Source organism: Shouchella xiaoxiensis (assembly GCF_016907895.1).
Taxonomy (GTDB): Bacteria; Bacillota; Bacilli; order Bacillales; family Bacillaceae_D; genus Shouchella; species Shouchella xiaoxiensis.
Map to the genome: position 1 here is coordinate 195,878 of NZ_JAFBCV010000003.1, position 25,820 is coordinate 221,697.

The 25,820-nt window shown below is 39.5% G+C and carries 27 protein-coding genes; 25 read left to right on the forward strand and 2 right to left on the reverse strand.

What is annotated here, in order from left to right; genetic code table 11:
• Positions 1-34: 34 nt before the first annotated feature.
• The 8 genes from grpE (at position 35) to deoC (ending at position 8,585) form a co-directional block, all read left to right on the forward strand.
• Entirely contained in the window at positions 35-610 is a 576-nt protein-coding gene (gene grpE, locus JOC54_RS06395) for a nucleotide exchange factor GrpE (protein ID WP_035422042.1), read from the forward strand.
• A gap of 18 nt (positions 611-628) precedes the next feature.
• Positions 629-2,464 carry a molecular chaperone DnaK gene (gene dnaK / locus JOC54_RS06400; RefSeq protein ID WP_204465210.1) on the forward strand — a complete coding sequence of 612 codons (1,836 nt, stop codon included), beginning with the start codon at positions 629-631 and terminating at the stop codon, positions 2,462-2,464.
• A gap of 160 nt (positions 2,465-2,624) precedes the next feature.
• Entirely contained in the window at positions 2,625-3,746 is a 1,122-nt protein-coding gene (gene dnaJ, locus JOC54_RS06405; protein WP_204465212.1) for a molecular chaperone DnaJ, read from the forward strand.
• 82 nt (positions 3,747-3,828) lie between these two features.
• Complete coding sequence (prmA, locus tag JOC54_RS06410; RefSeq protein ID WP_204465214.1) at positions 3,829-4,770, forward strand: 50S ribosomal protein L11 methyltransferase; 942 nt, start codon at positions 3,829-3,831, stop codon at positions 4,768-4,770.
• Positions 4,771-4,782: 12 nt separating this feature from the next.
• The gene (locus JOC54_RS06415; protein ID WP_204465216.1) at positions 4,783-5,532 is read left to right on the forward strand and encodes a 16S rRNA (uracil(1498)-N(3))-methyltransferase; all 750 of its coding nucleotides are present in this window, start codon (positions 4,783-4,785) and stop codon (positions 5,530-5,532) included.
• A gap of 9 nt (positions 5,533-5,541) precedes the next feature.
• Positions 5,542-6,879, forward strand: coding sequence for a tRNA (N(6)-L-threonylcarbamoyladenosine(37)-C(2))-methylthiotransferase MtaB (gene mtaB / locus JOC54_RS06420; protein WP_204465218.1), 1,338 nt, complete (start codon positions 5,542-5,544; stop codon positions 6,877-6,879).
• A 167-nt stretch (positions 6,880-7,046) separates the two neighbouring features.
• A complete protein-coding gene (locus JOC54_RS06425; protein ID WP_204465220.1) occupies positions 7,047-7,811 on the forward strand; it encodes a class I SAM-dependent methyltransferase in 765 nt (254 codons plus the stop codon).
• 99 nt (positions 7,812-7,910) lie between these two features.
• On the forward strand, positions 7,911-8,585 hold the full coding sequence (gene deoC, locus JOC54_RS06430) for a deoxyribose-phosphate aldolase (protein ID WP_204465222.1): 675 nt from the start codon (positions 7,911-7,913) through the stop codon (positions 8,583-8,585).
• Positions 8,586-8,629: 44 nt separating this feature from the next.
• Here deoC and JOC54_RS06435 read toward each other — a convergent pair whose 3' ends face one another.
• A complete protein-coding gene (locus JOC54_RS06435; RefSeq protein ID WP_204465224.1) occupies positions 8,630-9,559 on the reverse strand; it encodes an aldo/keto reductase in 930 nt (309 codons plus the stop codon).
• A gap of 67 nt (positions 9,560-9,626) precedes the next feature.
• Positions 9,627-10,565, reverse strand: coding sequence for a Na/Pi symporter (locus JOC54_RS06440; protein WP_204465226.1), 939 nt, complete (start codon positions 10,563-10,565; stop codon positions 9,627-9,629).
• Positions 10,566-10,745: 180 nt separating this feature from the next.
• On the opposite strand from JOC54_RS06440, the gene rpsU reads away from it, so the two are divergent.
• From rpsU to glyS, 17 genes are all read left to right on the forward strand, one after another.
• A complete protein-coding gene (gene rpsU, locus JOC54_RS06445) occupies positions 10,746-10,919 on the forward strand; it encodes a 30S ribosomal protein S21 (RefSeq protein ID WP_035396344.1) in 174 nt (57 codons plus the stop codon).
• Positions 10,920-10,940: 21 nt separating this feature from the next.
• Entirely contained in the window at positions 10,941-11,387 is a 447-nt protein-coding gene (locus JOC54_RS06450) for a GatB/YqeY domain-containing protein (protein ID WP_035422058.1), read from the forward strand.
• A 162-nt stretch (positions 11,388-11,549) separates the two neighbouring features.
• Positions 11,550-12,887, forward strand: a complete 1,338-nt coding sequence (locus tag JOC54_RS06455) for an NfeD family protein (RefSeq protein WP_204465227.1) — start codon at positions 11,550-11,552, stop codon at positions 12,885-12,887.
• Positions 12,888-12,911: 24 nt separating this feature from the next.
• The gene (gene floA, locus JOC54_RS06460; RefSeq protein ID WP_035422062.1) at positions 12,912-13,934 is read left to right on the forward strand and encodes a flotillin-like protein FloA; all 1,023 of its coding nucleotides are present in this window, start codon (positions 12,912-12,914) and stop codon (positions 13,932-13,934) included.
• Between the two features lie 23 nt (positions 13,935-13,957).
• Positions 13,958-14,518, forward strand: a complete 561-nt coding sequence (locus JOC54_RS06465; protein ID WP_035422064.1) for a YqfB family membrane protein — start codon at positions 13,958-13,960, stop codon at positions 14,516-14,518.
• Positions 14,519-14,618: 100 nt separating this feature from the next.
• Positions 14,619-14,912 (forward strand): sporulation protein YqfC, encoded by a 294-nt coding sequence (yqfC, locus tag JOC54_RS06470; protein ID WP_035422066.1) that lies wholly within the window; start codon positions 14,619-14,621, stop codon positions 14,910-14,912.
• Between the two features lie 14 nt (positions 14,913-14,926).
• Entirely contained in the window at positions 14,927-16,114 is a 1,188-nt protein-coding gene (gene yqfD / locus JOC54_RS06475) for a sporulation protein YqfD (protein ID WP_204465228.1), read from the forward strand.
• 5 nt (positions 16,115-16,119) lie between these two features.
• On the forward strand, positions 16,120-17,085 hold the full coding sequence (locus tag JOC54_RS06480; protein WP_204465229.1) for a PhoH family protein: 966 nt from the start codon (positions 16,120-16,122) through the stop codon (positions 17,083-17,085).
• Between the two features lie 33 nt (positions 17,086-17,118).
• Positions 17,119-19,284 (forward strand): HD family phosphohydrolase, encoded by a 2,166-nt coding sequence (locus tag JOC54_RS06485; protein WP_051991023.1) that lies wholly within the window; start codon positions 17,119-17,121, stop codon positions 19,282-19,284.
• Positions 19,281-19,754, forward strand: a complete 474-nt coding sequence (gene ybeY, locus JOC54_RS06490) for an rRNA maturation RNase YbeY (protein WP_204465230.1) — start codon at positions 19,281-19,283, stop codon at positions 19,752-19,754. The genes JOC54_RS06485 and ybeY overlap by 4 nt, the downstream gene beginning before the upstream one ends.
• On the forward strand, positions 19,729-20,118 hold the full coding sequence (locus JOC54_RS06495) for a diacylglycerol kinase family protein (RefSeq protein ID WP_035441293.1): 390 nt from the start codon (positions 19,729-19,731) through the stop codon (positions 20,116-20,118). The genes ybeY and JOC54_RS06495 overlap by 26 nt, the downstream gene beginning before the upstream one ends.
• Positions 20,119-20,132: 14 nt before the next feature.
• A complete protein-coding gene (locus tag JOC54_RS06500; RefSeq protein ID WP_204465231.1) occupies positions 20,133-20,546 on the forward strand; it encodes a cytidine deaminase in 414 nt (137 codons plus the stop codon).
• A complete protein-coding gene (gene era / locus JOC54_RS06505) occupies positions 20,524-21,432 on the forward strand; it encodes a GTPase Era (protein WP_035418286.1) in 909 nt (302 codons plus the stop codon). The genes JOC54_RS06500 and era overlap by 23 nt, the downstream gene beginning before the upstream one ends.
• A gap of 190 nt (positions 21,433-21,622) precedes the next feature.
• Positions 21,623-21,766 (forward strand): YqzL family protein, encoded by a 144-nt coding sequence (locus JOC54_RS06510; protein ID WP_081761085.1) that lies wholly within the window; start codon positions 21,623-21,625, stop codon positions 21,764-21,766.
• 29 nt (positions 21,767-21,795) lie between these two features.
• Positions 21,796-22,581 carry a DNA repair protein RecO gene (recO, locus tag JOC54_RS06515; RefSeq protein WP_204465232.1) on the forward strand — a complete coding sequence of 262 codons (786 nt, stop codon included), beginning with the start codon at positions 21,796-21,798 and terminating at the stop codon, positions 22,579-22,581.
• Positions 22,582-22,843: 262 nt separating this feature from the next.
• The gene (gene glyQ, locus JOC54_RS06520) at positions 22,844-23,734 is read left to right on the forward strand and encodes a glycine--tRNA ligase subunit alpha (protein ID WP_204465233.1); all 891 of its coding nucleotides are present in this window, start codon (positions 22,844-22,846) and stop codon (positions 23,732-23,734) included.
• Positions 23,724-25,808, forward strand: a complete 2,085-nt coding sequence (gene glyS / locus JOC54_RS06525; RefSeq protein WP_204465235.1) for a glycine--tRNA ligase subunit beta — start codon at positions 23,724-23,726, stop codon at positions 25,806-25,808. Before glyQ ends, glyS begins: the two co-directional genes overlap by 11 nt.
• Positions 25,809-25,820: the final 12 nt, after the last annotated feature.

The following is a 25,820-nucleotide window of genomic DNA, read 5'->3' on the forward strand; positions in this document are numbered from 1 at the left end:
TATTTAGTTAAGGCATACTAGGAGGTGAACAATCGTGGCAGAAGAAAAGAAAGACGAAACGATTTTAGAAGAAGATACGAAACAACAAGCTGATTCTGAACTTCATGTTGAAGAGATTGATGCTAATGAGACAACTTCAACTGACAGCGATGAAATAAACGAGCCAGAGGTTGATCACCTTGAAATAGAATTAGTTGAGACAAAAGAGCGATTAGCGCGTGTGCGAGCTGATTATGAAAATTTTCGTCGTCGTACAAAGGATGAGAAGGAAGCGCAAGCAAAATATCGTGCGCAAAGCTTTATAGAAAAACTACTTCCAGCGCTTGATAATTTTGAACGAGCTCTGTCAGTCGAGCCTCAAAACGAAGAAGCAAAACAGCTTCTGCAAGGGATGGAAATGGTAAATCGTCAAATACAAGAAGCTTTAGCGAACGAAGGGGTAGAAGTGATTCCAACTAAGGGAGAGATGTTTGATCCCCACCTTCACCAAGCTGTTATGCAAGTAGAGGAAGATGGTTATGAAAGCAACCAAATTGTTGATGAGCTTCAAAAAGGGTATCAATTAAAAGACCGTGTGATACGGCACTCTATGGTTAAAGTGAATTCATAGTATTAGGAGGAAAAACGAATGAGTAAAATTATTGGAATTGATTTAGGAACAACGAATTCATGTGTTGCAGTTATGGAGGGTGGAGAAGCGACAGTTATCCCTAATCCCGAAGGAAATCGCACAACTCCATCCGTTGTTGCTTTTAAAGATGGAGAGCGCCTTGTAGGAGAAGTTGCTAAGCGTCAAGCAATTACAAACCCAAATACCGTTATCTCCATTAAACGTCATATGGGTACCGATTATAAAGTTGAAGTAGAAGGAAAAAGCTATTCCCCACAAGAAATTTCTGCGATTATTTTACAAAAACTTAAAGCAGATGCTGAAGCATATTTAGGTGAGACGGTAACAAAAGCCGTTATTACAGTACCAGCTTATTTCAACGATTCTCAACGTCAGGCAACAAAAGACGCTGGGAAAATTGCTGGACTTGAAGTTGATCGTATTGTAAACGAGCCTACAGCAGCAGCGCTTGCGTATGGTTTAGAAAAAGAAGAAGATCAGACAATTCTAGTATATGACCTTGGCGGTGGTACGTTTGACGTATCGATCCTTGAACTTGGCGATGGCTTTTTTGAGGTAAAGGCAACATCTGGAGATAATAAACTTGGTGGCGATGATTTTGATGATGTGATCATGGACTACCTTGTTGCTGAATTCAAAAAAGAAAACGGCATTGACTTATCTAAAGACAAAATGGCGATGCAGCGCCTTAAAGATGCTGCTGAAAAAGCGAAAAAAGACCTTTCAGGCGTAACGCAAACACAGATTTCATTACCATTTATTACAGCTGATTCTACAGGTCCTAAGCACCTTGAGATTAATTTAACTCGTGCTAAATTTGATGATATTTCTTCAGATCTAGTAGAGCGGACACTAGCTCCAACAAGACGCGCATTATCTGACTCTGGTTTGTCAGCTTCTGAAATTGATAAAGTAGTACTTGTTGGGGGTTCAACTCGTATTCCAGCTGTTCAAGAAGCAATTAAACGCCTAACAGGGAAAGATTCTCATAAAGGTGTAAATCCGGATGAAGTTGTTGCGTTAGGTGCAGCTATTCAAGCGGGTGTACTAACTGGGGATGTAAAAGATGTAGTTCTTCTTGATGTAACACCATTATCACTTGGAATTGAAACAATGGGTGGCGTGTTTACAAAGCTAATCGAGCGCAATACAACGATTCCTACGTCTAAATCCCAAACTTTCTCAACGGCTGCAGATAACCAGCCATCCGTTGATATTCATGTTCTTCAAGGAGAGCGTGAAATGGCCGCTGATAATAAAACACTGGGTCGTTTCCAACTAAGTGACATTCCTCCAGCGCCACGTGGGGTTCCACAGATCGAAGTCACGTTTGATTTAGATGCAAACGGAATTGTAAATGTAAAAGCAAAAGACTTGGGTACGAATAAAGAACAGTCTATTACAATTACTTCTTCATCTGGTTTATCGGACGATGAAATTGAAAAAATGGTTCAAGATGCGGAAGAAAATGCAGAAGCAGATAAAAAACGTCGTGAGCAGGTTGAATTACGCAATGAAGCCGATCAACTCGTTTTCTCTACAGAAAAAACACTTAAAGATTTAGGTGAAAATGTAGAACAAGAAGAAAAAGATAAAGCAGAAGCGGCTAAAGATAAGCTTAAAGCTGCTCTTGAAACGGATAATGAAGAAGAAATTAAGTCTGCTAAAGACGAACTTCAAGAAATCGTTACGGCTTTAACGACGAAAATGTATGAGCAAGCCGCTCAAGCCGCTCAAGCGAACCAAGAAGGTGGAAGCGAAGGCGCTGAACAACAAGATGATAACGTTGTTGATGCAGATTACGAAGAAGTTAACGAAGAAGAAAAGAAATAATCTAGAATGAAGGAAAAGTCAAAGTCAGCGTTATGGCTTTGGCTTTTTTTCTGAGTGTGTTCATGGCGGTTGCAAGCCACACGTAACTGGTGGTAAGATGAACGTTATGTGAGAAAACGTGAGGTGGCATGAATGGCCACTTTCAGTCGGGAGGAAAAACGTGAGTAAAAGAGATTTTTATGAAGTTCTTGGGGTTAGTCAAGGAGCTTCTGAAGAGGAAGTAAAAAAAGCGTACCGAAAATTAGCACGTAAATACCACCCAGATGTAAACAAAGAAGAGGGTGCAGAAACAAAGTTCAAAGAAGTGAAAGAAGCGTACGATACATTAAGTGACCCGCAGAAGAAGTCACACTATGATCAGTTTGGTCACACAGATCCAAATCAAGGGTTTGGTGGTGCAGGCGGTGCAGGTGACTTTGGTGGCTTTAGTGATATCTTTGATATGTTCTTCGGTGGAAATGGAGGCGGACGTAGCAATCCGAATGCGCCTCGCCAAGGAAATGATTTACAATATACGATGACGCTCGAATTTAAAGAAGCTGTTTTTGGGAAAGAGACAGAAATTGAAATTCCCCGCGAAGAGACGTGTGATACTTGTGAAGGTTCTGGGGCTAAAGCGGGCACGAAGCCCGAAACATGCTCTCATTGTAAAGGATCAGGTCAATTAAACGTTGAGCAAAATACACCATTTGGTCGTGTCGTGAACAGACGAGTATGTAATCACTGTGAAGGTACAGGAAAAACAATCAAGCATAAATGCGGAACATGTCACGGTAAAGGAAAAGTGAAGAAACGCAAGAAAATTAGCGTAAAAGTACCTGCTGGTATTGATAACGGACAGCAGTTAAGAGTCTCAAACCAAGGTGAAGCAGGGGTTAATGGTGGTCCAGCTGGAGATCTATATGTTGTTTTCCAAGTGAAATCACACGAATTTTTCGAGCGTGAGGGAGAAGATATTTATTGTGAAGTTCCATTAACCTTCCCTCAGGTTGCACTTGGTGATGAAATTGAAGTGCCCACACTAACAGGTAAAGTAAAGCTGAAAATTCCAGCTGGAACGCAAACGGGAACAAACTTTAGACTTCGTGGCAAGGGCGTTCCAAACGTTCATGGTCGAGGTCAAGGAGATCAACATGTTCAAATTCGTGTTGTCACTCCAAAACAATTAAATGAAAATGAAAAAGAATTAATGCGCGAATTTGCCGGGATGGGTGGCGGTCGTCCAGAAGAGCAAACAGACGGTTTTTTTGAGAAATTGCGACGTGCTTTTAAAGGAGATTAATTGATAGTGGAGAGAACGATCTACGTTCTCTTCACTTCTTTTGCAGATAAATAAATTTTAGAATGATAAAGGATGATACGTAATGAAATGGGCAGAATTTCGTGTTCATACGACTCAAGAAGCGATTGAACCAGTCTCAAATGTGCTGCATGAATCTGGTGCTGCTGGTGTGGCTATTGAAGATCCGCATGATTTGGTTCAAGATTGGGGCGACAAGTTTGGAGAAATGTATGACTTGTCTCCTGATGATTATCCTGAAGAGGGTGTATATGTAAAAGCGTACTTTCCAATGAATGATTCATTTAGCGCGACAATGGACCTTGTAAAAGACCGCATCCTACAATTAACTCAATGTGAAATCAATCTTGGACAAGCAACAATGGAATATGTTGAAGTGGATGATGAAGACTGGGCGAACGCTTGGAAAAAATATTACCACCCTGTTCAAGTGACGGAACGCGTTATCATTGTGCCGACTTGGGAAGACTATCAGGCACAAGAGAATGACATAATCATTGAATTAGATCCTGGAATGGCTTTCGGGACAGGAACGCATCCAACAACAATTCTTTCGATTCGTGCGCTAGAACAAACGGTAGAAGCTAATGATCGTGTTATTGATGTTGGAACGGGTTCTGGTGTACTAGCATTAGCAGCTTGGAAATTTGGGGCGCAAACGATTACTGCGTATGACCTTGACCAAGTTGCGGTTACTAGTGCAAAAGAAAATCTTGTTTTGAATCAAGCTGACCATGCTATTGAAGTGAAGCAAAACAATTTGCTAGAAGGTGTTCAGGAAAATGTTGCTGACGTTATTGTGGCGAATATTTTGGCTGAGGTCATTGTCTCATTTGCGGATGAAGCTTTCAAAGTTGTTAAACCTGGAGGCTCGTATATAACTTCAGGCATTATTACGAGAAAAAAGGCAGACGTCATCGATGCTTTAGAATCAGCTGGTTTTATTGTTGATGAAGTGACAGAGTTAAACGATTGGGTCGCAATAAAGGCTCGTAAACCGGTGTAAGAGAGGTGTATAATGCAACGGTATTTCTTAACAAATGATCAAATGAGCGCTACTCTTGTTGAAATTACAGGTGATGATGCTTCTCATATTGCTAAAGTGATGCGAATGGAAGCTGGTTCAACTGTCATTTGTGTAAATGAAAATGAGCGAGTAGTGAAAGTTACCTTGACAGATATATCACAGGGAAAAGTGACTGGTCACATCATTGAAGAAATGGAAGAGGCACTTGTTGAGATGCCTGTAAAGGTATCCATTGCGCAAGGTCTTCCTAAAGGTGATAAACTCGAACAAATTGTCCAAAAAACTACTGAGCTCGGCGCTTCGTCGATTCTTCCTTTCACCGCAAAGCGATCTATTGTAAAATGGGATCAAAAGAAAGTGTCAAAAAAAATTGAACGACTACAAAAAATTGCCAAGGAAGCTGCAGAGCAATCACACCGATCAATCGTTCCAGAGGTTGTCCCTCCTTTAACAGTGACTCAGCTTACACAATCAATTGGTACTTACGATTTATGTATCGTTTGTGATGAAGAAGAAGCTAAACATGGACAGAAATCAAACTTAAAGCAAGCATTTGAACGATTAAATCAAGAAATGAAGGTATTGGTCATTATCGGACCTGAAGGTGGATTAACAAGGGAAGAGACTGCCATATTTCAAAATGAGGGTGCCATTTCATGCAGTATTGGACCTCGAATCGTTCGAACCGAAACAGCCAGTTCCTATGTATTGGCTGCGTTATCGTATCAATTAGAAATTTGAGGTGAGTGAATGTCAACCGTTGCGTTTCACACTCTAGGTTGTAAAGTAAATCATTATGAAACTGAAGCTATATGGCAACTATTTAAGCAAGCAGGTTATGAGAAAGTTGACTATGAACAAACATCTGATGTTTATGTCATTAATACGTGTACGGTAACGAATACAGGTGATAAGAAGAGTCGTCAAGTTATACGGCGAGCAATCCGCAAAAATCCTGACGCAGTTATTTGTGTAACGGGTTGCTATGCTCAAACATCTCCTGCTGAAATATTAGCTATTCCTGGTGTTGATATTGTAGTTGGGACACAAGACCGAACAAAGATGATTGGTTATATTGAACAATATAAGCAGGAACGCCAACCGATAAACGGTGTTGGCAACATTATGAAATCACGTGTTTACGAAGAATTGGATGTTCCTTCATTTACAGATCGCACAAGAGCATCATTAAAAATTCAAGAAGGATGCAATAACTTTTGTACGTTTTGCATTATTCCGTGGGCGCGTGGCTTAATGCGATCTCGTGATCCAGAAGAAGTGGTGAAACAAGCGAACCAACTTGTGCATGCTGGATACAAAGAAATCGTTTTAACGGGCATTCATACCGGTGGTTATGGTGAAGATTTAAAAGACTATAGTTTAGCTCGTTTACTTGAAGATCTAGAGCAAGTGCAAGGATTGAAGCGCATCCGTATTTCATCAATTGAAGCAAGTCAATTAACGGATGATGTGATTGCGGTAATCGGCAAGTCATCTAAAGTAGTTCGTCATATGCATATTCCTTTGCAATCTGGCTCTGATACCGTTTTAAAGCGTATGCGTCGTAAATATACAATGGACGCTTATGCAGAACGCATTACGAAGCTAAAGCAAGTTCTGCCACGATTAGCAATCACTTCGGATGTAATTGTTGGTTTTCCTGGTGAAACGGAAGAAGAGTTTCAAGAAACATACGATTTTATCGCTAAGCATCAGTTTAGTGAGCTTCACGTTTTCCCTTATTCAATGAGAACGGGTACTCCCGCGGCGCGTATGACTGACCAAATAAACGAAGACGTTAAAAATAAGCGAGTACATAGACTAATTGAGTTGTCAAACCAACTGGCTAAAGAGTATGCGTCAAGCTTTGAGGGTGAAGTTCTTGAGGTCATTCCGGAAGAACTGGACAAAGAGAGTCCTGAAAGTGGTCAATATGTTGGTTATACAGACAATTATTTAAAAGTGAAGTTGTCTGCTGATGATTCCTTGATTGGAAAAATTGTTAAGGTGAAAATAACGGAAGCCGGTTACCCGTTTAATCGAGGTGAGTTTGTTCGTGTTCTTGAAGATCAAGAGCAGACTGTATAAAAGTTAACCTGAAAATCCTTGTGTCCTCTGATTGAGTGACTACAAGGATTTTTTGCGAGCTTTGAATGATCCTTTTTTCTTATAATTGACGATCAATAATGACAATTATCTATTTCGGAATGCTTCAACTATAATGAAATCATTAAAGATGGAAGAGGGTTATAATCATGAGTAAAAGCTCAAAAGAACAATTTGGTGCCTTTGCAGAAGCGTATGTGACGAGTAAAAATCACGCAAAAGGTGACGATTTAAGCTTGTTAGAACAATTAATAGAAAAAGAGACGTATCAAGCGGCCGTTGATATTGCGACTGGTGGAGGACACGTAGCTAAGAAATTAGCCACATATGTAAAGGATGTTGTAGCTGTAGATCTAACACCGGAGATGCTAACGGTTGCAAAAAAACAAATAGATGATGCAGGGTTGTTAAACGTTCAATATATTGAAGCAGCAGCAGAGAACCTTCCTTTCGCAGATGAACAGTTTGATCTAGCTGTAAATCGGATTGCAGCTCATCATTTCATGGATGTTCCAAAGTTTTTAACGGAAACCTATAGAATACTTCAAAAAGGTGCTCGATTTTATTTATTAGATAACGTTGCTTTGGAGAATAGAGTTTATGACAAAGCTTATAATGAACTTGAAAAGAAAAGGGACTCTAGTCATGTCAGAGCGTATAAAAAATCTGAATGGCTTTCAATGATGGAAGAGGGAGGATTTACGATTACCTTCTTGCGTACATTTAAGAAGACATTTGATTACCAAGATTGGACAGATCGAGTGCAATTCACAGAGAAAGAAAAACAAGAATTAGCAGAATGGATCATTGAACAACCACTTGATGTAAAAAGAGCGCTAGATGTTCATGAAGTTGATAATGACGTTATACGTTTTAGCGGTCAATCGATTTTGTTAGAGGCAGTTAAGAAATAAATAAAGCTAAGAGGACACTTAACCTATCTACGACTCGTGTTACGAACTGTTTCATGTTATTATGGACGGGACATAACAACTATTGAAAGGGTGAGTGAAATGACTGAATCAGTCGCACACCTCATTGACCACACGTTATTAAAAGCAGATGCAACAAAATTACAAATTCTTCAACTATGTGAAGAGGCGATACGTCACGAATTTGCTTCTGTCTGTATTCATCCTTATTGGGTGAAAACCGCCGCTCAACGTTTAGAGAATGCAGATCAAGTAAAGGTATGCTCGGTTATTGGCTTTCCTCTAGGGCAAAATACAACAAAAGTAAAAACCGAAGAAACAATAGATGCGATTCGTAACGGTGCCACTGAAATTGACATGGTGATTAACATTGCTGCATTGAAAGAAAATGAAGATCAAATTGTTCAAGCAGATATTGAAGCAGTTGTAAAAGCAGCGGAAAACAAAGCGATTACAAAGGTTATCATTGAATCTTGTCTATTAACAAATGAAGAAATAGAGCGTGCTAGTCGCTTAGCAGCGCAGGCAGGAGCAGATTTCGTTAAAACGTCAACTGGATTCTCCACAGGTGGAGCGACAGTTGAAGCCGTTGCATTAATGCGGAAAACGGTTGGCGATAAGTTAGGAGTAAAAGCTTCAGGGGGAGTTAGGAGCCTCAGTGATGTACAAGCGATGGTTAAAGCAGGTGCAACACGTATTGGTGCTAGTTCTGGTGTAGCTATAGTCCAAGGTGAGCAAGGAGAACAAGACTATTAAATGAATCTGAAAAACCAGTCGCGATTACGCGACTGGTTTTCTCTTTAAAAGAGGGTATTTATAAATTGTTTCTCTTCTTTGGAGAGTGATATGTCTACACTTTTAGCATTATCTAAAAGTTGTTCCGCTCGTTTAGCTCCAGGGATGAGTACATCAATCTCCGGTCTTTCTAGATACCAAGCTAGAACAATGTGAGCAATATCAACATTGTGTTTTTGTGCAATGGGGCGTAATTCATTTACCTTATCGATATTTCGTTGAAACGTAGTCCCTTGGAAATGCTTCTGGTCATTACGTAAGTCGCCATCTGGAAAAGTAGTGTCTTTCGTATACTTTCCTGCTAATAGTCCTGACACCAAGGGGAAATAAGGGATGAAGGAAATGTTGTTTTCGCGCATGTATGGGAAAAGTTCTTCTTCAGCGCTGCGATCTAACAAGTGGTATTCTCCTTGATAAACATCAACATGCCCACTATGGTTTGCCTGTTTTAATTGTTCTAAGCTAAAGTTAGAAACACCAATTGAACGTATCTTTCCAGCTTTTTTTAATTCAACTAAAGCATCAATCGCTTCATCCTTACGTGTATCTTCATCTGGGAAGTGAATGTAAAATAAGTCGATGTAATCGGTCTGCAATCGATGTAATGCCTCATGAACAGACTGAGTGAGAAAGGCAGGAGAATTATCAATTCCATATGAATCTCCTGATTTTCTATGTGCTGCTTTAGTAGCAATGACAACTTCGTTACGATTAAATTCCCTGACAACTTCTCCAATTAATTGTTCAGAGCGCCCTTCGCCATAAATAAAAGCTGTATCAAGGAAATTCACGCCATTTTGCAGGCTTTTTCTAACTAATTCTTTCCCCACATTTTCATCTAAATTAGGGTAGAGGTTGTGACCACCAACTGCATTTGTACCTAATCCAATTGGAAATACAGTCAAATCTGATTGACCAAGTTTTGCTGTCTTCATCTAATCTCCTCCTTGTTCACGTTCATTATTATTAAATTCCCTTGACAACACAATTAAAACATTGTTTTTACTTAAATCTTTTTACTTGAGCGATTCTTTCCACGAACCTGGCAAACAAGTAAGCAAAAGGCAGAACGAGTAATGAGCACACAATATTATAAATCGTGCTTGCATGCGCTAGTTGCATGCTTGCTGTATCAGCTAATAGCGAGACAAAGTGAGCTAAAAAGGCAATGAGAGGGTAGAACAATAGAGCGCCGAGTAAATTCAACCAAATGTGTGCATGGGCAACAAGTCGTGCAGATTTACCAGCTCCAATACTGGCAATATAAGCGGTTAAACATGTGCCGATATTTGCTCCAAGCATGATTGCTACGCCAGATTCCATCGTTAATCCTTGGCCTTCGATAAAGCCCATCGCCATTCCGATGGTTGCAGTACTTGATTGTATAATGGTTGTAACAATTGCCCCGACGGTAATCCCAGTAAGATGGTGGTGATTTGTCCATTCAAAAAATTGGTGCGTCAGCGGAAATGAACTTAAAGGAGCGGCAAGTGATTCAAATCCATTCATAGCTAAAAAAATACAGCCTATTCCAAAAGAAACACAGCCTATTTTATAAAGCAGTGATTTTGAAAAAGCAAGACAAACAAGACCAACTACAAGCAAAGGGATAGCGAGATCTGTCATCTTAAATGCAACTAATTCAAGCGTGAAACAAGAGCCGATGTTGGCACCGAGAATAACACCAATCGTTTGTCTGAATTGGATTAATCCTGCAGCAACTAAGCCAACAAGAAGAACCGTTACAACTGAACTGCTTTGAAATAAAGCCGTGATAAAAATACCAACAATCAGCCCTTTAAGTGGAGATGACGTTGCTTTTAATAAAAGGGCTTGCGCTTTGCTTGTACCAGTTTGAATTAATCCAGCACGCAATATATAAATTCCGAATAAAAATAATGCTATAAAAACTGCAAGCAATGAAAACAATTCTTTGGCCAAGTTTACCACCTCGTCCTACACTATATGGAGCTATGCAACTAGGCATTCCAATTTTTCTCTTTGATAGGTGAGGTTCTTTTTAACAAATAGTTGACCGAAGTCATTTGCTGTATTATAATTTACACAGACGTGCCATAAGCACGTATTGAGTTTGGTTGTTTTCGGAGGGAGGGAAATAGAATGGCAGAAACTCGTGTTCGCAAAAACGAATCGATTGATGCTGCACTTCGTCGCTTTAAGAGATCGCTCTCTAAAGAAGGAACGTTAGCTGAGGTTAAAAAACGTAAGCACTTCGAAAAGCCAAGTGTGAAGCGTAAAAAGAAATCTGAAGCGGCTAGAAAACGCAAGTTCTAATTATTGAGAGGGTGGTTTTACTTGACTCTTCTTGAGAGGTTAAACCTAGATATGAAGACAGCCATGCGCAATAAAGAGAAAGATAAACTTTCTGTTATTCGCTTAGTAAAGTCTTCATTACAAAATGAGCAGATTAAGCTCGGGCGTGAACTTACTGAAGATGAGAGCATTACCGTTCTTAATCGAGAAGTTAAGCAGCGCAAAGAATCCCTCCATGAATTTAAACAAGCGAATCGTGAAGATTTGGCTTCGAAGCAAGAAAGTGATCTTTCTGTGCTCGAAGGATATATGCCACAGCAACTGACGGAAGAAGAAGTTGAAGCAATTGTTAAAGAAACGATTACTGAGACAAGCGCTTCGTCAAAAGCTGATATGGGTAAAGTAATGAGTGCGATTATGCCAAAAGTAAAAGGCAAGGCCGATGGTGGTCTTGTTAATCAGTTGGTCATGAAGCATTTGTCAAATTAAGAAAAATGATAAAACCTCTGCCTCGGCAGAGGTTTTTTGCCGTTTTATTTGGATTTCGTGATCTGGCGTGATACTATTTTAATGAAAGGTGAAACTTATTTTATAAGTAACCGTATATACAATTAGCTACCATTATCTGAAAAGGAGGGAGGGACGAAAAAAGTGGGTAAATGGATAAAAATAGCATTTTTAGCTTATTTGCTTGCCTTTTTACTTATACCTTTTCAAGTATTTGCAAATCAATCGACGAGCGCGAGTGAAACCATTTATGTGATACCTGTTGAGCAAACGGTCGAGCGAGGATTAGAAGCTTTTTTAGAACGTTCATTTAAAGAAGCTGAAGAAGAAAATGCTGATCACATTATCCTTGATATTGACACACCTGGTGGTGCTGTAGATGCCGCTGGATATATTGCTAATATTATCAATCGCACAGATATTCCAGTTACTGCTTTTATAAACAGTGAGGCAATATCAGCTGGTGCGTATATTGCCTTAAATGCGGACCAAATTATTATGGTGCCGAATGGACAAATAGGATCTGCAGGTGTCATTGATGGCTCGGGAAATGCTGCTGATGAAAAGGTGCAATCATTGTGGATAAGCAGAATGACGACTGCGGCGACTGAAAACGGACCGGATGGCGGGCGGGATCCTGCTTATGCTGAAGCAATGGCAAATGCTTCTTTTGATGTGGATGGTTTTCCATCAGGTTATTTGACTTTAAATGCAGAACAAGCGAAGGAAGTAGGCTACGCTGAATCGATTGAATCAAACTTAAATGACGTAATTTCGTTTTTAGGCTTTGATCCATCATCCGTAAATGTTGTTGATTCAGAAGTAAGTATTGCTGAACATATTGCACGATTTGTGACGAATCCAATTGTTATACCAATCTTACTTTCTGTTGGTAGTCTGGGTCTTATTTTAGAATTGTATTCTCCTGGCTTTGGAATTCCAGGCATTATGGGGATCTCTGCGCTTCTACTCTTCTTCTTCGGGCATATGGTTGCAGGCTTCGCTGGCTGGGAGTCGCTTATATTAGTTGTTGTTGGAGTGATATTGCTAGGAATTGAAATGATTGCTCCTGGGTTTGGGATATTTGGGCTTCTTGGTATCGGTTTAATTATTGCAGGTTTATTTATGGCATCGTTCTCTACAACAGTTATGGTCTTTTCTGTGGGGATAGCGCTATTTTTAACAATTGCAGCAGCAATTATTTTGTTTGTCTTCTTTGGAGATAAGGGACCTTGGAAACGCCTTGTTCTGCAAGCCCAAACAACAAGCGATGAAGGGTATGTAACAAATGAAACAGAAGTTGATTTAATTGGGCAAACTGGAAAGGCTTTAAGTATCCTTCGACCAGCCGGAGTTGCTTTAATTAACGATAAGCGTCTTGACGTTGTTTCTGAAGGAAGCTATATTGAACAAGGAAGAATGGTCAAGGTTGTCTATACATCCGGTTCAAGGATTGTTGTTAGGGAGCTTGAGCAAACTTAAATTTTGAAAAGGGAGGAAAAGTAAATGGACGATAATACGGTAATATTTACACTTATTATTATCGCAGCGGTAATTATATTACTCGCTATTTTATTCACATTTGTTCCAGTCGCTCTATGGATATCTGCAATTGCAGCTGGAGTGAAAATCGGGATTTTTGAATTAGTAGGGATGAGGTTAAGACGGGTTGTTCCTGCTCGCGTTGTTAACCCGCTTATTAAAGCGGTTAAAGCTGGGATTGACTTGGATACATCAAGACTAGAGGGTCATTATTTAGCTGGAGGTAACGTTGACCGAGTTGTAAACGCCCTTATCGCAGCACAGCGAGCGAACATTGAATTGACGTTTGAACGCGCAGCGGCAATTGATTTAGCTGGTCGTGACGTTCTTGAAGCTGTACAAATGAGTGTTAATCCTAAAGTAATCGAAACACCTTTTATTGCTGGTGTGGCGATGGACGGGATTGAAGTAAAAGCAAAAGCAAGAATTACGGTTCGTGCAAACATTGATCGCCTTGTTGGGGGTGCCGGTGAAGACACGGTAATTGCCCGAGTTGGTGAAGGGATTGTATCGACAATTGGTTCACAAAAGGATCATAAAAAAGTTCTAGAGAATCCAGATATGATTTCTCAAACTGTATTATCTAAAGGCCTCGATTCAGGAACTGCTTTTGAAATTCTTTCAATCGATATTGCGGATATTGATATTGGTAAGAACATTGGAGCTGAACTTCAAACGGATCAAGCTGAAGCAGATAAGAAAATTGCTCAAGCGAAAGCAGAAGAACGTCGTGCAATGGCTGTAGCGCAAGAACAAGAAATGAAAGCTCGCGTTGAGGAAATGCGCGCTAAAGTTGTTGAAGCGGAAGCTGAAGTACCGATGGCATTATCAGAAGCTTTACGTAATGGTCATATGGGTGTGATGGATTATATGAATTACCAGAACGTAATGGCTGATACGGATATGAGAGATTCGATTAGCAAAGCGTCTGGTGGAGATGATAACCAATACCCGGATAATGACCCACGTAACCGCAATAACAAATAAGCTAGTCGCTAGGGGGTTAGCTCATGTCAGATTTACTTTCGTTTTTACTTGCTAACCCACTTCTTCTAATCGTTGTAATTGGATTGTTGATTAGTACATTCTCTCGGATGGCTCAATCTAAACAACCAGAAAGTGACTCTGAGGGGCCAGCGGAACAAAGGCAGCCTCAACAGCAGCGATCGAATCCTCAGCACCGAAATCGTCCTGTTGAAGCAAAACCTCAACAAAAAACAGCTGATGAGATTAAGTGGGAAGATTATTTTCCAACGGAAGCAGCACCACCTAATCAAACGCAGTCAACAGCACAAAATAAACAAAGCTCTGCTAATGGCGATCAAAGACAACAGGAGTTATATGAGCGCCAAAAGCAAGCTCGCGCAAAAGCGCGAGAGATAAAAGAGCAAGTTGATCTAAGTGCAATCTCAGACTTAACTGTAGAGAGAGATCGCTCGATTGATGGTCTTGATATGGACTTCAAGAATTTATCTGGGAAAAAAGCGATGCAGGCTGTTGTCTGGTCTGAAGTGCTTGGCCCGCCAAAGGGTCGGTCAGCTATTGGGAAATATCGTTCGAATAGGCGTTAGATTAAACGTTTAAAAAGCCGTAGTGCATGATGCACTACGGCTTTTTTTGTGCTAATTTCGACGTTGATTTCATAGGCTTAATAGGAGAGGGGGCCATTGAATGAATAAAATAGCAAACAGAATGAAGAGATGGATGACCAATCAGTTGCAATTGCCTGCTGATGTGGTGATGGACCTACCTCGTATTACAATGATAGGTCAACTGCATATTTATATAGAAAACCATCAAGGTGTGCTTCGTTTTTCGTCAAACGAATTAAGGTTGTTATTAAAGCACGGTCAGTTGTTAATTAAAGGAGAAGGCTTTATCCTAAAGACCATTTTACCCGAAGAGCTTCTACTTGAGGGAAAGATTAATCAGGTTTTATTTATTAATGAAAACGAGAATACGTAAAGGAGGGATTTACTTTGCGCAATGAGATGTCTAAATCTTTCAAAGGAAATGTAACAGTAGAGGCTGAGGGGAATTACCCAGAACAATTTGTTAATAAATGCGTGAAAGAAGGAGTGCAGATTTGGAATGTAGCCAAACTGGCAGACGGTGTTTTACAGTTTGATATCGCGTTAACTGATATCCCTAAAATGAGAAAGTTATTTAGGCAATCTGGTATGAAAATTCGTTTTAAGCAAAGGCGGGGCATTCCTTTTCTCATTAACCGTATGAAAATACGGGTTGGATTTGCTGTAGGAATGTTATTATTCATTGGAATCATTCTGTTTGCTTCAAACATGGTCTGGGGTCATACCATAAAAGGGGCAACCCCGCATGTTGAACAGAAGCTAAATGAAGTTATACAGGAAATTGGAATTGAAAAAGGTGCACTTGCTTTTCGGTTACCGAAACCGGACGAGATTCAAAGGATAGTAACGGATCGAATTTCAGAAGCTACATGGATTGGTGTGCGCAAAAAAGGGACGACCTATGAGTTTGAAGTTGTTGAGCAAGTAAGGCAGACTGAACCCGAGCGATTAAGCCCGAGACACTTAGTTGCTTCAAAAAAAGCGGTAATCCGCAAAATGTTTGTGGAAGATGGCAAAGCAGTTACAAGAACGAATGAAGTTGTAAACGAGGGTGATTTACTTGTATCGGGTTTTATCGGAGTGGAGGGAGAGGAACAAACAATTGCCGCAAAAGCTTCGATAATCGGGGAAATATGGTATACTTCAACTATATCTATGCCAATGGAGCAAACTTTTACAGCTTTGACTGGAGAGCAGAAAAATAAACGAATGATTACGTTTGGTGATGTTGAAATCCCTTATTGGAATTTTACCAAGCCAGATTATGCTGCTTATGAAACGTTCGAGAAAGAAACAAATCTTTCGCTTTTTGGCTATCGTTTGCCATTTCAATTCTCAATACTTGAACAGCGTGAAACATTTGCTTTCAAGCGTGCGTATACAAAAGAAGAGGCAATCGATGTGTTGAAGAAGCAAGCTAGAGAAGAATTAAAAGGAAAGCTGCCCGACGAAGCAGAAATAAAAACGGAACATATTTTGCAAGAAGTTGTTGAAAATGATACAGTTTCAATAAAGATACATTACCAAGTACTAGAAGAAATAGCTCAAGAAAAACCAATTATTCAAGGAGACTGAGGCGATTGTCTGAAACATCATTGATTCAACTTAGTTCGAAAGATGCTCGCATCACGCAAGCTCTTTACGGACCGAATGACCAACATTTAAAACGATTAGAAGAAGAGTTAGCCATTCAGTTAGTGACGCGAGGGGAAGACATATTGATTACGGGGGAAAAAGCTCAAATCGATAAGGCTGCCCGTGTTTTAAATACGCTTGCTCAAGTTGTAGAACAACATGTTCAAATAGCAGAGCGTGATGTTGTTTACGCTGTTCAATTAGAAAAAGAAGACAAGTTAGACGATTTAAATGATCTTTATGATGAGAAAGTTGCTACAACAATTAAAGGAAAGTTGATCAAAGCTAAAACCCTCGGTCAAAGACACTATATTACATTGATTAAAAAGAATGACATGGTCTTTGGTGTAGGGCCAGCAGGAACGGGAAAAACCTACTTGGCTGTTGTTATGGCTGTAACCGCATTAAAAGAAGGACATGTTCAGAGGATTGTTTTAACAAGACCGGCGGTTGAAGCTGGGGAAAGCCTTGGTTTTTTACCAGGCGACTTAAAAGAGAAAGTTGATCCATATCTGAGACCAATTTATGATGCACTTCACGATGTATTAGGCGTTGAACATACATCACGCTTGATGGAGCGTGGCACAATTGAGGTGGCGCCATTAGCATACATGCGTGGTCGTACATTAGATGATGCCTTCGTCATTTTGGATGAAGCTCAGAACACGACCGAAGAACAGATCAAAATGTTTGTTACTAGATTGGGATTTGGCTCAAAAATGGTCATTAATGGAGATTTAACTCAAGTTGATTTACCTAAAGGGAAACGATCGGGCTTGCAAAGTGCTGTAAGGCGATTAAATCATGTTCGGGGAATCGGTATTGTTTACTTACAATCCACCGACGTTGTCCGTCACGTGCTTGTCCAACGGATATTACAAGCGTATGAAGCAGAGGAAAAGGAGCAATAGGGCTGTTGTGAAATTAAGGTGAGGTGACCACGTTTGTCAGCAAATAAACCCAAAATATCAGCCACCCGTACATGGTGGCGAAAAATTAAACAACAACCTTATATAAGAGCAGTGATTCTCTCTGTCATTGCTCTGTTTATGTATGGATTGATGCTTGACAATGTTATACCTGAACAACTAACCGTTAACCTGTCTGAACCTGCTGAAAGAGATATTCGTGCACCAATTACGGTGGAAGACCGTGCAGCAACATTACAGAGGCAAGAAGAAGCCGTTAATAGCATCGAATCACAAACGAAGCACAATACAAGTTATGAAGAAGATCGTGTTCAACAAGTTAATGATATCTTTAGCGTAATTGATCAAGCTCGAAGTGGTAATGACTCTTCAGACGAAGAAAATGAAGAAGATGTGTTGTCGATTGACGAAAAAATAGAATTGGTACGAGAAGATTACTCTGCGACTACAAATGCTGACCTATCTGACGAATCGATTGAAGCTCTTTTGAATGCTTCTGATTTTCAATTTCAGTCAGGATTGGATACAGCAATAAATTCTGTTCACGAAGCAATGAGTCAACAAATTCGAGTAGGGCAGCTTCAAGATGCAAAACGTGAAGCACGAGAACAGGTTGAAGAGGTTAGCTCATTAGCACAGGATGTACGAAATGCGGTTATCGATATTATTGATTTAGCCATTGTATTTAATGTAACCATTGACCCTGATGCAACTCAACGTTTGAAGCAAGAAGCGGCGGACTCAGTAGAGCCAGTTTTAATACGTGAAGGAGAACTTATTGTTAAAGCAGGGGAAATTGTAACTCACCAAATGTATGAGCAATTGCGATTGGTTGGATTGTTAGACGATACTGCAATTGTCTACCCGTACATTGGATTAGCCTTATTTGTGGCGTTGTTAACCGGTATGCTAAGCTACTTTTTAAATGACTCGAATACTACTGTTGCCACGAATAATTCGCATTTATTAATGTTTTCAATCGTATTTATGGTTATCTTAATACTTATGAAGTTGTACAGTTATTTAGAAGGGATGTTAAATATACCTGGAATTGGCTATGCAGTTCCGGCTGCAGCTGGTGCCATGCTACTAACTTTATTACTCCAACCGAAAATTGCGATTGTAACTAGTTTTTTATTTGCAGTAATTGGATCTGTTTTTTATAGTTATGATTCATCAAGTATCTTCACATTTACGTATGGATTTTATATTTTGGTGAGTTGCTTAACAGCCATTTACTTCTTAAACAGCACAAATAAAGCAACAAGAATTTTGCGAGCCGGTTTTTATGTAACGTGTGCAAATGTGTTAGCGGTGTTAGCACTGTTGTTAATGAAAAGCATTCAGTTAAACGGTGTTGAGCTAGGTTGGCATTTCACAGCTGCATTTCTATCAGCATTCATAGCGTCAGTATTGACAATCGGCTTGTTACCTTTTATTGAAACAGGCTTTGGTGTTCTATCAGTGACCCGATTAATTGAATTGTCTAATCCAAACCACCCTTTATTACGAAAGATTTTGACTGAAGCACCCGGTACATATCACCATAGTGTTGTTGTTGGAAATTTAGCAGAAGCAGCTTGTGAAGTTCTTGGTGAGAATGGACTGCTTGCACGAGTTGGTTCGTATTATCATGATTTAGGAAAAACAAGGAGACCTCATTTTTTCATAGAAAATCAAATGCGCGGAGAAAATCCTCATGATAAGATTTCTCCTCAGTTAAGTAAAACGATTATTATTTCCCATCCACAAGATGGCGGCGACCTTTTGAGACAGCATAAAATGCCTAAAGAAATTGTTGATATTGCGGAACAACATCACGGGACTAGTCTGCTAAAGTTTTTTTATCATAAAGCAAATCAACATAGTGAACAAGATTTACCAGAATCACATTTTCGTTATCCGGGTCCGAAACCACAAACTAAAGTAACATCAATCATTTCGATCGCGGATAGTGTGGAAGCGGCCGTTCGCTCCATGCAAAAGCCGACGCCTGATAAAATTGCCACTCTGGTTGATAAAATTATTAAGGATAAGCTAGAGGATGGGCAGTTTGATGAATCTGATTTAACGTTAAGAGAATTGAATGAAATAAAACTTTCTATGTGTGAAACTTTAAATGGAACGTTTCACCAGCGAATCGAATACCCAGAAGAAGTGACTAAGGGAGACAAACGATGATTGAAGTAGACTTAATTGATGAAACAAATACTTTGTCTAAAGAACAACTAACAATTGTTCAACATCTGATTGAACATGCATATAAAGTAGAAAGGTTAACGCGTGTCAGTGAACTTTCCGTTACGTTTGTTGATGAAAAGACCATCCACGAGTTAAACCGTGAACATCGTAATATCGATCGTTCTACAGATGTGTTATCATTTGCTCTGAATGACGGCGAGGAAGACGTAGCTTTTCATGACGATCAAATGCCAGATTTATTAGGTGACATTGTCATTTCTGTGAAACATATTCATGATCAAGCAAAGGACTATGGTCATTCTTTTGAACGTGAATTAGGCTTTTTGACCATACACGGCTTTTTGCATTTACTAGGTTATGATCATCAGGATGAAGAAGAAGAAAGGCAGATGTTTACTAAACAAGAGGAGATTTTAGAATCCTATGGCCTTGGAAGATCGCAATCGTAGAGGAATATCGCGTCTTTTTCGATCATTTGCTTATGCGTTTTCAGGAATTATGTATGTTGTCAAAAATGAACAGAATATGCAAATCCATTTATTTGGAGCAGTAGTCGTTTTTATTGCTGCTTGGTTTTTTTCAATTAGTTCTTTTGAGTGGATTATTTTATTAATCGTTGTAGGTGGTGTATTGACTGCCGAGACATTTAACACGGCAATTGAACGAACGGTAGATCTGGTCACAGAAGAATTTCATCCAATGGCTAAACGTGCAAAAGATATTTCGGCAGCGAGCGTATTTGTATTTTGTATTTTTGCATTTATTATTGGCTTGTGGATTTTCGTGCCCTATCTACTTGAATATATGACATAAAGGAGAGCGGTAGAGTGAATCAGATCGAACTGATTACTGAGGCAATTAATGCAAGGTCACAAGCATATGTACCTTACTCTAATTTTCAAGTGGGAGCCGCATTGTTGTTAGAGGATGGTACAGTTATTCAAGGCGCAAATATTGAAAATGCTGCGTACAGTTTGGCAAACTGTGCGGAGCGTACCGCTCTATTTCGAGCGTACCATCCAGGTCATAAGCCGTTTAAAGCAATGGCAATTGCAGCAGACACTCCTGGCCCTGTTTCACCATGTGGAGCGTGCAGGCAGGTATTAGCTGAATTGTGTGACCCTGATATGCCAGTTTTTTTAAGTAATACAACAGGAAAATGGAAAAAAACAACGGTGCAAGAACTGTTGCCAGGTTTTTTTAAAGCGGAGGATATGAATGAATCAAGAAAAGAAATTTAAGTCAGGTTTTGTCTCAATCATTGGTAGACCGAATGTTGGAAAGTCAACGTTGTTAAATCGAGTGATTGGCCAGAAGATTGCAATTATGTCGGACAAGCCGCAAACAACGCGAAATAAAGTACAAGGTGTACTGACAACAAATGAGTCACAAGTGGTCTTTATTGACACACCAGGTATTCATAAACCTAAACATCGTCTAGGTGATTTTATGATGAAGGTTGCTAAAAATACACTGCGTGAAGTAGATTTAATTCTTTATGTGGTTGAAGCTGATGCGAAATTTGGTCCGGGAGAACAGTTCATTATAGACCGTTTGAATGAAACAAAAACACCCGTTTTTTTAATCATAAACAAAATTGATAAAGTACACTCAGATAAGTTGTTAGAAGTTATCGACCAATACAAGGATCGATTTGAGTTTAATGAAATTGTACCGGTTTCCGCTTTAGATGGAAACAATGTGCCGAAATTAATGGAGCAAATTGTAGAACAGTTGGACGAAGGACCACAATACTATCCTAGTGATCAGGTTACAGACCACCCTGAACGTTTTATTGTGGCAGAGCTTGTTCGTGAAAAAGTTCTACATTTAACAAAAGAAGAGATCCCCCATTCAATTGCAGTTGTAATTGAACAAATGAAAAAGCGCGATAATGGAATGGTTTATGTCGGAGCAACGATTATAGTGGAGCGGTCTTCTCAAAAAGGAATTATTATTGGTAAAAGAGGAGCTTTGTTAAAAGAAGTTGGTCAGAGAGCGCGCACGGATATTGAGGCTCTGCTAGGTTCAAAAGTGTTTTTAGAATTATGGGTAAAGGTCCAAAAAGACTGGCGGAACCGTCCGTCGCAATTAAAGGATTATGGATTTAATGAGGAAGAATATTAATCAAAAAACAATGGATCAAACTGGGCGTTTGACCATTGTTTTTTTGTTGTAACTGACTTATGATTTAAAAAAGGAATTTTGGAGAAAAAACAAATGTCAAGCTCAATTAATTAGCAATATTTCCATCGGATGAACGTTCGTTCTTTAGGTCATGATACATCATAAGAAATAGAGAAGGGTGGCGAATAAATTGCTTGTTCTATCTTGGAAAGTGTTTTCACAAACTGGAAATATTGAAACGTATCTGCTTCATAAGGAATTGGAGCGAGACAATGATTCTGAGGAATTAGAAGCTATCCAATTTGATGAACGAACGGATCAAACGCTAACTTAATTAGTTGATGCAGACAATAAGGATGAAGTATGCTAAAAAAACAAGAAGCAATTGTCCTTAAAACAATTGACTATGGAGAAACGAACAAAATTGTAACTTTATTTACGAGAGATCAAGGAAAGATAGCTGTTTTAGCAAAAGGTGCAAAAAAACCAAACAGTCAATACAGAGCAGTTACCCAACCGTTTGTTGTAGCACAATTTTTATTTTATCAAGGCAGTGGACTACCGTCGTTAAGTCAAGGAGAAACGATTTATACGTTTAAAGAAATTCAGCTAGATATCGTAAAAACGGCTTACGCTTCTTATATTGTTGAATTGGTGGATAAACTGACTGAAGAAAAAAAATCTTATTTTTTGGTTTATGACTGGCTTGTTTTAGCGATGCATCAACTAAATAACGGGCAAGATCCTGAAATGATTGCTCGAATATTTGATTTAAAAATGCTAGGGATTGCAGGAGCAAAACCGCAGCTTGACTGTTGTGCCTCATGTGGATCACAGGAGCGTGATCCGGTAGCATTCTCTGTAACCTATGCAGGTTTTCTATGTAATCTTTGTCGAATAAAAGATGAGAGGGCGTTCCCGTTGACGCTCTCTGTGGCCAAACTCATACGAGCTCTCTATTATTTAGATTTTAATAAATTTGGTACGATTACGGTAAAAGATGCAACTAAACAGCAGTTAAATCATATGTTGACATTCTATTACGATGAATATGTTGGTATCCAACTTAAGTCAAAACGCTTTTTAAAACAATTGATGAAAATGGACCAGAATTTATTTAAGCTTGACAATGATACACTAGAGCAATAAAATTAGCTAATATGACTATGCTAATATATGTGTTGACGGAAGAGTAAACAATTACACGATTGTTTTAAGCGACTCTAGGGTGGTGTGAGCTAGAGATACAATCAATTGTTTATGGCGCTTCTTGAGCATTTTAAGGAAAAGCGATTAAGCAGTTGACATGCTTAATAAGTAGGGTGGAACCGCGGGTTACTCTCGTCCCTACGCCATTGAGGCGTAGAGGCGAGAGTTTTTTGTTGTCTACTCACAAACAGGAGGTAAGCAAATGAATGTACAAACAATGATTTTAACGCTCCAATCTTTTTGGTCAGATCAAAAATGCATTATTTTAAATGCGTATGATACGGAAAAAGGAGCAGGGACAATGAGTCCTCATACGCTGTTACGCACAATTGGGCCTGAGCCTTGGAATGTTGCTTACGTAGAACCTTCAAGACGACCAGCGGATGGTCGTTATGGAGAAAATCCAAATCGACTATATCAGCATCATCAATTTCAAGTCATTATGAAACCATCACCAAATAATATTCAAGAATTGTATCTTGATAGCCTTCGTGCTTTAGGAATTGATCCCTTGAAACATGATATTCGTTTCGTAGAGGACAATTGGGAAAATCCAACGCTTGGTTGTGCTGGCCTAGGTTGGGAAGTTTGGCTTGATGGGATGGAGATTACTCAATTTACTTATTTTCAACAAGTCGGAGGTATGGAAGCCAATCCCGTTTCAGCCGAAATTACCTATGGTTTAGAGCGACTAGCGACGTACATTCAAGGCAAAGAAAATGTATTTGATTTAGAGTGGGTTGAAGGTTTTACGTATGGAGATATATTTCTACAGCCAGAGTTTGAACATTCTACGTATACATTTGAAGTATCAGATACTGATATGTTGTTCTCTTTATTTGCCACATATGAGAAAGAAGCTGGGAGAGCGCTTGAAAAACAACTTGTATTTCCTGCATACGATTATATATTAAAGTGTTCGCATACGTTTAATTTACTGGATGCAAGAGGTGCGATTTCAGTTACAGAACGCACTGGTTATATTGGACGGGTCCGTACATTAGCTAGAAAAGCTGCCAAACACTATTACGAAGCGCGTGAAAAATTAGGTTTTCCGATGTTAAAAAAGGAGGTACAGTCAAATGACAACTAAACCTTTCTTACTTGAAATTGGGCTTGAGGAACTTCCTGCAAGATTCGTTACACCAGCAATTGAGCAGCTCGAAGAAAAAATGACGATGTGGTTGAAAGAAAACGGTTTAGCTTATCAGTCGATTCATACGTACTCAACTCCTCGTCGACTAGCATTACTTATAAAAGGGCTGGCTGATAAACAAGCGGACGTAACAGGTGAAGCAAAAGGTCCTGCAAAGAAAATTGCACTTGATGAACAAGGGAACTGGACGAAAGCAGCGATTGGTTTTGCGCGAGGTCAAAAAGTAGAGTTGGATCAGTTAAAGCTAAAAGAATTAAACGGAACAGAATATGTTTTTGCAGAAACGTTTGTTAAAGGAGAGACAACAGTTGCTTTGCTTCCGCAATTAGAGCAACTTATTCGTCAGCTGACTTTTGCGAAGAAAATGAGATGGAATTCGTATGATTTGCGTTTTGCTCGCCCAATTCGCTGGTTGGTAGCAATCTATGACAAGGACGTTGTGCCTTTTTCAATTACAGAAGTGTCTACAAGTGATCAAACAAGAGGCCATCGTTTTTTAGGTGAAGCAATAACAGTCACAAATCCGCTTGATTATGAAAAACTGCTTTTAGAACAATATGTCATCGTGGATGCAGGCAAACGAAAAGAAGCAATTGTGAACCAAATTAAAGATATTGAACGGGATAATCAGTGGGTCATTCCAATAGAAGACCAGTTGCTTGAAGAAGTAACAAATTTAGTTGAATACCCAACTGCTTTGTCTGGATCATTTGAAACGAAATATTTGCAACTACCAAAAGAAGTCTTGATTACAACCATGCGTGAACATCAACGTTATTTCCCAGTTGAAACGAAAGAAGGCGAGCTACAAGCCTATTTTGTAACGGTTCGAAACGGAAATGAAGCAAATATTGATACGGTCTCAAAAGGAAATGAAAAAGTCTTAAGAGGTCGGTTAGCTGACGCGGCATTCTTCTATAGTGAAGATCAAAAGGCCAATCTCTCTGAGTTAAACAAAAAACTCGATGCAATTGTCTTTCATGAATCGATTGGAACAACGGGAGAGAAAGTCATTCGTACAAAAGAATTAGCTACTTGGTTAGCAAGCCAGGTAAGTGATGATGAAGCCTTAAAACAAACAGTTGAACGTGCGGCTTCTTTTGCAAAGTTTGATCTCGTAACGCATATGGTTGGCGAGTTCCCTGAATTACAAGGACGAATGGGGCAAGACTACGCTGAAAAAGCGGGCGAGTCTAAGGAAGTTGCTCGAGCTATTTATGAACAATATTTACCGAGATTTGCTAAAGACCGTACGCCCGACTCTATATCTGGAGCAATTTTATCAATTGCTGATAAATTAGATACAGTAGTCGCCTGTTTTGCAATAGGTTTAATTCCAACTGGTTCTCAAGATCCTTACGCGCTACGTCGTCAAGCAACTGGAATTATTCAAGTTTTATTAGATAAAAATGTTAACTTAACGCTAGAGGAGTTAATAGAGTTTAGTCTGGACCTTATAAGCAAAAAAGGATTTATGACGGCTGATGTCGAATCTACGAAGGAAGAACTCATACGGTTTTTTACAGGCCGTTTGAAATTCTTAATGACGGACCTTGGCTACCGCTATGATGTAGTTGATGCTGTCCTTGCATCACCGCTCGTAGATACACATTCCATGTTTGCAAAAGCCGCAGAATTAAATGATCAAATTAATACAGGGAACTTTAAAGGAGTCACAGAATCTCTAAGTCGTGTGACTAATCTCGCTAAAAAAGCTGAAACAAGCACCGTAGTATCTGAAGAATGGTTTGAAAATGATGCGGAAGCAAAGCTGTTGTCAACCACCGTCAAGGTCGAATTAGGCTTGGCAAAGGCATGGGCGGAAAAAGACGCAGCTAAAGCATATGAACTATTAGCGTCATGCCGTCCTGTTATTGATACTTTCTTTGAAGAAACGATGGTTATGACAGACGATGAAATGGTTCGAAATAATCGTTTGGCGCTATTGAGAAGGTTGGCAGTTTCAATTCAGTCTTATGCAGACTTCCAACAAATTGTGTTTGCGTCGTAAAAGAGGCCTGGC